11 protein-coding genes and 4 tRNA genes are annotated in these 8,276 nt (G+C 66.3%); 4 read left to right on the top strand and 11 right to left on the bottom strand.

Annotation, left to right across the window (positions count from 1 at the left end; translation table 11 throughout):
• Positions 1-99 (bottom strand): FAD-dependent monooxygenase (locus tag ACRDU5_RS01935; RefSeq protein ID WP_526612525.1); only part of this gene is annotated, 99 nt, incomplete at its 3' end.
• A 51-nt stretch (positions 100-150) separates the two neighbouring features.
• Positions 151-756 (bottom strand): TetR/AcrR family transcriptional regulator, encoded by a 606-nt coding sequence (locus ACRDU5_RS01930; protein WP_526612524.1) that lies wholly within the window; start codon positions 754-756, stop codon positions 151-153.
• A 68-nt stretch (positions 757-824) separates the two neighbouring features.
• Here ACRDU5_RS01930 and ACRDU5_RS01925 point away from each other — a divergent pair, with 68 nt between their 5' ends.
• Genes ACRDU5_RS01925 through ACRDU5_RS01915 form a run of 3 tightly spaced genes read left to right on the top strand, consistent with a single transcriptional unit; the run spans position 825 to position 2,568 of the window.
• Positions 825-1,301 carry a DUF2834 domain-containing protein gene (locus tag ACRDU5_RS01925; protein WP_526612523.1) on the top strand — a complete coding sequence of 159 codons (477 nt, stop codon included), beginning with the start codon at positions 825-827 and terminating at the stop codon, positions 1,299-1,301.
• 35 nt (positions 1,302-1,336) lie between these two features.
• Entirely contained in the window at positions 1,337-1,786 is a 450-nt protein-coding gene (locus ACRDU5_RS01920; RefSeq protein WP_526612522.1) for an ester cyclase, read from the top strand.
• On the top strand, positions 1,783-2,568 hold the full coding sequence (locus tag ACRDU5_RS01915) for an MBL fold metallo-hydrolase (protein ID WP_526612521.1): 786 nt from the start codon (positions 1,783-1,785) through the stop codon (positions 2,566-2,568). The genes ACRDU5_RS01920 and ACRDU5_RS01915 overlap by 4 nt, the downstream gene beginning before the upstream one ends.
• On the opposite strand, the gene ACRDU5_RS01910 is transcribed toward ACRDU5_RS01915, so the two are convergent.
• From ACRDU5_RS01910 to ACRDU5_RS01875, 8 genes are all read right to left on the bottom strand, one after another.
• Positions 2,565-3,569: a synaptic vesicle VAT-1 family membrane protein gene (locus tag ACRDU5_RS01910; protein ID WP_526612520.1), complete on the bottom strand. Its 1,005-nt coding sequence runs from the start codon at positions 3,567-3,569 to the stop codon at positions 2,565-2,567. The two genes, ACRDU5_RS01915 and ACRDU5_RS01910, sit on opposite strands and share 4 nt — an antisense overlap.
• A 5-nt stretch (positions 3,570-3,574) precedes the next feature.
• A complete protein-coding gene (locus ACRDU5_RS01905) occupies positions 3,575-4,438 on the bottom strand; it encodes an SDR family NAD(P)-dependent oxidoreductase (protein WP_526612519.1) in 864 nt (287 codons plus the stop codon).
• A complete protein-coding gene (locus tag ACRDU5_RS01900) occupies positions 4,435-5,355 on the bottom strand; it encodes an alpha/beta fold hydrolase (RefSeq protein ID WP_526612518.1) in 921 nt (306 codons plus the stop codon). Before ACRDU5_RS01900 ends, ACRDU5_RS01905 begins: the two co-directional genes overlap by 4 nt.
• Positions 5,352-6,710, bottom strand: coding sequence for a cytochrome P450 (locus tag ACRDU5_RS01895; RefSeq protein WP_526612517.1), 1,359 nt, complete (start codon positions 6,708-6,710; stop codon positions 5,352-5,354). The genes ACRDU5_RS01900 and ACRDU5_RS01895 overlap by 4 nt, the downstream gene beginning before the upstream one ends.
• Before the next feature lie 81 nt (positions 6,711-6,791).
• Positions 6,792-7,385: a TetR/AcrR family transcriptional regulator gene (locus ACRDU5_RS01890; protein ID WP_526612516.1), complete on the bottom strand. Its 594-nt coding sequence runs from the start codon at positions 7,383-7,385 to the stop codon at positions 6,792-6,794.
• 21 nt (positions 7,386-7,406) lie between these two features.
• Positions 7,407-7,480, bottom strand: a tRNA-Phe gene (locus ACRDU5_RS01885).
• Positions 7,481-7,507: 27 nt separating this feature from the next.
• Positions 7,508-7,584, bottom strand: a tRNA-Asp gene (locus ACRDU5_RS01880).
• 37 nt (positions 7,585-7,621) lie between these two features.
• A tRNA-Glu gene (locus tag ACRDU5_RS01875) sits at positions 7,622-7,694 on the bottom strand.
• 123 nt (positions 7,695-7,817) lie between these two features.
• Here ACRDU5_RS01875 and ACRDU5_RS01870 point away from each other — a divergent pair.
• A tRNA-Lys gene (locus ACRDU5_RS01870) sits at positions 7,818-7,890 on the top strand.
• 25 nt (positions 7,891-7,915) lie between these two features.
• On the opposite strand, the gene ACRDU5_RS01865 is transcribed toward ACRDU5_RS01870, so the two are convergent.
• Positions 7,916-8,276 (bottom strand): acyl-CoA dehydrogenase family protein (locus ACRDU5_RS01865; protein ID WP_526612515.1); only part of this gene is annotated, 361 nt, incomplete at its 5' end.

Raw genomic sequence — 8,276 nt, 5'->3', positions numbered from 1 at the left:
GTCCAGGCACAGCGTGCGAATACCGGCACGTTGTAGCAGTGCGGCGGCGGTGAGGCCGTTGTGGCCCGCGCCGATGACAATCGCGTCGAAATCCGCCATCGGCTGAGGCTGGCATGCGGCGGAAGTTTTGTCAATAATGACGAAACCTGATCAAGCCGGGTCGTCGAACCCCTTGCCCAGCGTCTCGAGCGCCGCTCGGCACAGCCGCGCGAGTTCGGGCAGCGACCGGTCGTCGCTGAGCATCCAGAACTCCATCGCGCCGAACACCGCGGCTGCAATGCACCGCGCGGTGACGGCGATGTGCATCCTCCGATCGGTGCCGGGCGCGGGCGGGTTGTCGCGCGTGAGGTGCTCCTCGATCGCCTCCGCGAAATCGGCTTCGACCTGCCGGATGGCCCGTGCGATTCGGCCCGGGTCCAGCTCCTGCGCACGTAACGCGGCGATCTGTGGCACCGCTCCAACGTCGTAGGGAAACGCCAGGATCGCCGACTGCACCGACTCGATGATCGGCTCGTCGGGGGACCGTGCCGCCAGCGCCGCCCGGAACCAATGCAGGCCGGCGTCGTAGTCCGCGAACAGCAAGTCGTGCTTGGACGCGAAGTGGCGATAGAACGTGCGCAGTGTCACCCCGGCGTCGGCCGCGATCTGCTCGGCCGACGTCTTTTCGACGCCCTGAGCGAGGAATCGAACAACCGCCGCCCGCCGCAGCGCTTCGCGGGTGCGCTCGCTGCGCGCCGTCTGAGCCGGCCGAACCATCTGCGTAAGGTACCGCACTTGGTTATGTCAATATTGACAAAACTCAATTCGGCGGCGAGACTCCGGCTATGGTGTCCCTTTTCGTGCATGCGATCCTCGGCATCGCGGTCATCGCGTTCATCGTCAAATCGAATCCGGCCATCTTCGCCCGCGTTCCGAACGGCCCGCAGCTATCGGCGTTGGAGATCGTCTTCTTTGTCGTCGGCATCGCGTCGCTGCCACTGTGCTGGTACTTCAACATCCGTTTCGTGTATGAGTACGCGGCCGACCCGTTCTGGGGAGCCAGCTGGAACGAGTTCATCTCGCTCGGGTATGCGAACCCGGCGGCGAGTTCGGCCAGCGCGGACTACACCATCGGCAATGTGATCCTGTTGCCGCTCTTCACGATCATCGACGGCCGACGACGTGGCATCCGCCGACCGTGGTTGTTCTTCGTGTCCAGCCTGTTCACCAGCTTCGCCTTCGCCTGGGCCTTCTACCTGGCGTCCGTGGAGCGGCAGCGCCGGCACCAGCAGGCGGAGGCACCAGTCGAATCCGCGGCCTGACATCGCCGCCCTGGCCAGCGGCATAGAGTTCAACGATGATCAACGACGATCTACGGCAGCGCCGCCTCGCGATCATCCGAGAACACATGGACACCGAGGTGACCCAGGAATTCGACCGGACGCTGGCAACCTTCAACGGGCACCCGCGTTACGAGATCATGCCCACCGGTCAGGTTTTCGATGGCGACGACGAGGTGATCGGCTACTACCGGATGACCCGGACCGCGTTCCCCGATCAGCGCCATGACGATGTCCGCTACCACGTCACCGACGATGCCGTCATCGTCGAATTCAACCTGCTGGGAACCAATCTCGGAGAGTTCTATGGCCTTCCACCGACGGGCAGATCGTTCCGGGTGCCGATCATCGCGGTGTTCTTCTTCGACGGCGACCGGATCATTAACGAGCGCGTGTACTTCGATTCGGCCAGCCTGGTGACCCAGATCGGACGCGGTGAAGTGCTGGCCCTGGTCGGCGGGCAATGAAGGTCCATCACCTCAACTGCGGAAGCATGGACATGCCCACCGCTCCCCTGGTGTGCCACGTGCTGCTCGTCGAGACCGACAACGGCCTGGTCCTGGTGGACACCGGTTACGGTCTGGACGACTTCGCGCATCCGGCACGGCGGCTCGGGCCGACCCGTCATCTCCTCAAACCGGCATGCGACCCTAGTGAAACCGCTGCACACCAAGTCGAACGGCACGGGTTTCGTAGCGACGACGTGCGCCACATTGTGATCACGCACTTCGACGTCGACCACATCGGCGGGATTTCCGACTTTCCACACGCGAAGATCCACGTCACGGCCGCCGAAGCGCTGGGGGCGCTGAGTCATCCGACCCGACGCGAGAGGCTCCGGTTCCGCCCCGCGCAGTGGGCACATGGCCCGAATATCGTCGAACACAATCCGGACGGCGAAGCCTGGCGAGGATTCGCGGCGGCCAAGGAACTCGACGAGGTCTCACCCGGCATCGTGCTTGTCTCGCTGCCCGGCCACACTCGCGGCCACGCCTGCATCGCGGTCGACGCGGGTCATCGCTGGGTGCTGCACTGCGGCGACGCGTTCTACCATTACGGGACGCTCGACGGCCGGTCCCGCGTGGCGCGCGTCCTCACCGCCATGGAAACGATTATCGCGTTCGATCGAAAGCGGGTGCGGGACAACCACGCCCGCCTCGTCGAGCTGTCCCGGCGCGCAGACCCCGATCTCTTCATCGTCTGCGCCCACGACCCGACCCTCTACGAGCGCGCCAAGGCCAGCGCTTAGGGCACCAGAACCACCTTGCCGACGTTCTCCCGCGCGGCGAGGATCCGGTGGGCTTCAGCGGCCTTGTCGAAGGGCACCGCCGCGTGCACGACCGGGGCGACGATGCCGTCGTCCATCGCCGTCCGAAGCGGCGCGATCCAGGGTTCCAGCGTGCCGCGGTCGTCCCACAGAGCGAGCATGTTCAACCCGATGACGGCCTTTGACTCCGACAGCTGCTTGACGAGATTGAAGCCCCGAAGCATCGGAAGCAGCTGCGGCACAGCGGTGCGCACGGAGCGCTTGTCGCCCTGCTGCATGGCGGAGAACCCGTACGCGACGAGCCGGCCGCCCGGCCGCAACAGGGAATACGACCGCTTCAGCGACTGTCCGCCGATCGCGTCGAGCACGATGTCGTAGGGCGGCAAGCCCTTCCACCAGCCGTCGCGGCGATAGTCGATGGCTCGGTCGACTCCCATTTCGATCAGCTGGGCGTGCTTGCCCGGTGACGCCGTGCCGTGGATTTCGGCCCCGGCAGCCTTGGCCAATTGGATGGCGGCGATGCCGACGCCACCGGCTGCCGCGTGGATCAGCACGCGCTCACCGGCGCGGAGCGATCCGTAGCCGTGCAGCGCAGCCCAAGCGGTGGCGTAGTTGACCGGTATCGCCGCACCCTGCTCGAAGCTCAGCTTGTCCGGGAGCGGCACCGCGTCGGAGGCTGCGACGTTGACGATTTCGGCATAACCGCCGAATCGGGTGCCCCCGAAGACCCGTTCGCCGACGCGCGCGGGATCGACGCCGTCACCCACGGCCTCAATGGTTCCGGAGACTTCGTAACCAACCACGCAGGGTGGCTTGGGGGCGCCTGGATAGAGCCCGACGCGTGCCAGGTGGTCCGCGAAGTTCACGCCGGCGGCGCGGACGGCGATCCGTACCTCGCCGGCGGACGGTGGCGGCGGGTCCGGCCGCTCCTGCACCTTCAGGACGGAGAGGTCACCGTGTTTGGTAATGACGACTGCGCGCATGCGGATCACACCGTCGAAACGGTCGTCTGCTGTCCGCGTCTCCTGAGCCGGGTCTCGAATCTGCTCAGCACGTCGAAATAGCGTGTGGGTGCAACCCGCGCCAGGGTGTCGAACATATAGGCATCCGGACCCACCAGAATGCGGGCCTTGCCCCGCTCGACACCGCGGTGGATGATTTCGGCGGCCTTGTCCGGCTCGGTCATTGTGATGGCGGCGAACTCCTGCGCCATCTGCTCCTGGGTGCGGCCGCGGCCGTCGGGATCCTTATGGAACCGCGCGTTGCGGACGATGTTGGTATTGATGCCACCGGGATGCACGTTGATGGCGGTGACGCCGGTGCCGCGCAGCTCCTGTCGAAGCGAATCAGTGAAGCCACGAACCGCGAATTTGGCAGAGCAGTAGGCGCTTTGGTTGGGCATGCCAACCAAGCCGAACACGCTCGACGTGTTGACGATGGCACCCTCGTCCTGCTCGACCAGGGTCGGCAGGAACGCCCGCGTTCCGTTGACGACACCGTGGAAGTTGATGTCCCACAGCCAGTTGTCGTCCTCCGGAATAGCCTCGAGCACGCTGGAGGCGACCGCGACGCCGGCGTTGTTGAACACCGCGCCGATCGGTTGCGGCGCCCACTCGCGGACCTCGCCGGCAAAGTCGCGCTGCGCCTCGGCGTCGCGCACGTCGAGTAGCCGGACCAGGGTTGGTCCCTGCAGCGAAGCTTCGGTCTCCTTCAGCCCCTGCTCGTCGACGTCGGCAATCGCCACCGGGCAGCTGTGCGATGAAAGCCGTTGCGCCAGAGCGCGGCCGATGCCGGATGCCGCACCGGTAATGACGACGGTGCGGCCGCTGATCGTCCTGCTCTGCATGCTCATGGATGCTCCTTTAGTTCGCTGGGACCGACTGGCGCCGAGCTGGTCTGGTCGGTGATCAGGTCGATGATCCGTCCCCACGCCCCGATGGGCAGGTCGTGGCCCATCCCGGTGACGGTTTCCAGCCGGGCGCCGGGAATGGCGCGGGCGGTCGCGGCGCCACCCGTCGGATGGACCATCCGGTCCCGGTCACCGTGGATCACCAGCGTGGGAACGTCGATGTGGCGCAGTTCAGGTGTGCGGTCGCCGGACGCGAAAATGCCGGCCAGCTGCCGGGGCATGCCGTCGCTGGTGGGATCGCGATCCCAAGCGATGCCCGCGCTTTCCCGGACCCGCTCTTCGTCGAAGGGGAATCCATGCGACCCGATGTGGCTGAAGATCCTCGCGGCGCGGTCCATCGCCTCGCGGCGTATGCGCGGCGGTCGTGAAGTCGCCAGCCGCCACCACGTCGACAGTGCCGGACGGCCGATGCGCGGCGCTCCGGTCATCGACATGATCGACGTCAATGTGCGCACCCGGCCGGGGTACTGCGCGGCCACCGTCTGGGCGATCATGCCGCCCATCGATATGCCGACCAGATGCGCATCGCGGTAATCGAGGACGTCGAGCAGACCGACGGTGTCGCGCGCCATGTCGCCGAGTTGGTACTGCCGAGGGTGGTTGCCGCCGCGCAGAATTGCCACCGGCCCCGGCGCGGGAAAGCTCATATGGGTGGATCGGCCGACGTCCCGGTTGTCGAACCGGGTGACCCGATAGCCCCGCCCGGCCAGCGCCGTCGCGAAGTCGGTCGGCCAGGAGGAGTGCAGCTGCTGGCCCAGGCCGGCGATGAGGACGATCGGCGGATCCGCCGGGTCGCCGATCTGGTCGTAACACAGCTCGATGCCGCGGCCGACGTCGACGACCACTTGCTCCGGGGTCACGCCGACACTCGCTCGGAGCCGCTGGAGCGGGTCAAGGGTGATCCCGGCTTTCGTCGGTAGACGACGGCGCGGCCGCCGTGTCCGGGCGCGATGGCCACACCGCGGGAGTGCCGCCGTTCACCGGCGGCATATGTTGTGCCCAACTCGAATTCGCGCAGCAACGTGTGCAGCGTCACGTTCATCTCCATATTGGCGAAGGCGGCGCCGATGCAGCGGCGGATGCCACCCCCGTACGGGATCCAGGTGTGGGTGTCCGGGTTGCCGCCGAGGAAGCGGTCCGGATTGAATGAGTGCGTGTCGGCGAAGTTCTGCTCGGATTGGTGCGCCAGCGTGATACTGGCAATGACCGCGTGACCCTTGGGAATGACCCACTCCCCCAACCGGATTCGCTCACGCGCCAGCCGAGCGGTCGCCTCCACCACTGGGCGGGTGCGCTGGACTTCCCAGATCGTGGCCTGTCGCAACTCGGATCCGCCCGCGTCGACTTCCGCGGTCAGTCGGGACAGCAGCCGCGGATGCCGGCGTAGCCGTTCGATTGCCCAGGCCAGCGTGGTTGCCGTTGTCTCGTGTCCGGCGGCCAACAGCGTGAGCAGCTCGTCGGCGATGTGGCCGTCGGAGATCGGCGAGCCGTCTTCGTATCGGGCCTGCAGCATCAGCGCGAGCACATCGTTGCGGTCCTCGAACATCGGATCGGCTCGCGCTTCGGAGATGAGAGCGGCGATGATCTCGTCGTAGCGCTTGCGGTGGCGTTGTACCCGTCCCCACGGACTCCACGGGCCGAGATCTCGCCGAAAGGCCGGCGGCATCACAGCCATCCGGGACGCCAGCGGCACCATTGGCGGTAAGAGGTCGCGCAGTTCGTTGAATGAGGTCCCCTGTGCCCCGAACACGGTGCGCAGGATGGCGTTGAGCGTGATGCGCATCATCGGCTGCAGCGTTTCGAACTCCCGGCCCTCCGGCCAGGTCTCGATCTCGCGCATCACCTCTTCTTCGACGATGGCTTCGTAACCCTGCATTCGCTTGCCGTGAAAGGGCGGGACCAGCAGCTTGCGTCGGGCTCGGTGCTCGTCGCCCTCCAGGCTGAACGTCGAACCCGGACCAAGCACCGTTCCGAGGTTGGAAACCCGCGTGACCAGATCGCTGCTCGTGGTGAACAGGTCCTTGATCAACACGGGGTCGCTGATCACGACGGTCTGGCCGAATACCGGCAGATTGAGCGAGAAGGTACTGCCGTAGCGCTTGCCGATCGCCGCAACCGCGCGATGCCGGGCGGTGAGGAAGGCGACGCCCATGACGAACTTCGGTATCCGTGGCCCGGCCGGCAGCCGCACCGGGTCGGTCGTCGCCTCACCCATGTCGTCCCCTCATCTTGGTACTCCAAGGTACCAGCCACGGTACGCCATCGTACCGTCGGCCACAACCCTGCGCGCCTGCGGCTACCGGCTGCGTGGGGCGAGCAGCGCGATCGACGCGTCCACCGCCTCCTCGGTGATGTCGCTCATGCGTCCGCCGTTTTCTACGGTCATCGCGGTCAGCTCGCGGAGCCCGCCGAGCAGCATGATGACGCGCTGACGAGACACCGGGCCGATGCCGGCGGCGCGAAATTCGTCGTTGTCCCCGAGCGCCTGCACCATGCCGATGAAGTTCTCCATCGAGTTGCGCTGCAGGCGGCGTGCCGCGGTACCCAACGCGGGCACGTCGCGGATCCAACTCAGCATCAGCGGAGGCTTGGATTCGGCGGACGCGATCCAGGCCTCAATGGCCTGCCGCACTTGGCTTTGCCACGGCGCCGTCCGGTCGACGGCTTCGGTGATTTGCCTGACCTGCTCTGTGTTCGCGTCGGTGAGCAGCGCGACGAAACAGGCTTCCTTGTCCGTGAAGTGTTCGTAGAAGGTTCTGCGCGACGTCCGTGCGCGGCGCACGATGTCGGCGACGGTGGTCTTCGGGTAGCCGTCCGCTGCGATGGACGCCTCGAGCGCGTCGAGCAGCCGCTGCCGGAAACCGCCCTGGTCATCGACAGCCGCCGTCACGCAATACCCCTCATTGCTCGGTGGCCAGGGCCGGGATCGAACCGGCGACCTTCCGCTTTTCAGGCGGACGCTCATACCAACTGAGCTACCTGGCCCGACGGCACCACCGTGCCTCGCCGCCGTGGCGACCCTGACGGGACTTGAACCCGCGACCTCCGCCGTGACAGGGCGGCGCGCTAACCAACTGCGCCACAGGGCCTCGCTGCATATCCTGCTCCGCGTCGCCGTGGGACGGGTACCCCCTACGGGATTCGAACCCGCGCTACCGCCTTGAAAGGGCGGCGTCCTAGGCCGCTAGACGAAGGGGGCCAGAGCCGAATCTCTCCGGGGTACTCGCAACGCGATGACGTTGGGAGCTTCGCTAGCTTAGGGTACCGCGACCCCAATGCTCAAACGGACTGCCTGCCCGAAGGCAGTATCCTGATCCACCACGCCCCTATAGCTCAGTTGGTAGAGCTACGGACTTTTAATCCGCAGGTCCTAGGTTCGAGTCCTAGTGGGGGCACCCAAATCGTGACGGCCGTCGCCGGTCAGCGCCGACGGGCGAAGTACTCCTTGTAGGCCTCGGCCGCGGCGCGCAGTTCGGGGTCGGCCTGGAACTTCGGCTCGAACTTTTCCCACGCCGCGGCGCGCTTGGCGGGGATGTACTCCGACGGCCAGTACGGGTGCTCCTGCGGCTTGTAGTCACGTAGCACGCGGCGGGCGACGGTGGCCTTGTGCACCTCGTCGGCGCCGTCAGCCAGACCCATCGTCGGCGCACTCGCATACATCGCCTGCAGCGGGGTCAGGTCCGTCGTGCCGAGCGACCCCAGGATGTGCAGGGCGTTGAACGACACCTCCTGCAACACCTTGGCCATCGTGAATTTGACGGTCGCGATGTCGGTCCTGGCT

The sequence above is a fragment of the Mycobacterium sp. genome (assembly GCF_050701515.1).
Classification (GTDB): Bacteria; Actinomycetota; Actinomycetes; order Mycobacteriales; family Mycobacteriaceae; genus Mycobacterium.
Note: the sequence above shows the minus strand (reverse complement) of the source record. Positions and strands in the feature narration are given on the sequence as shown.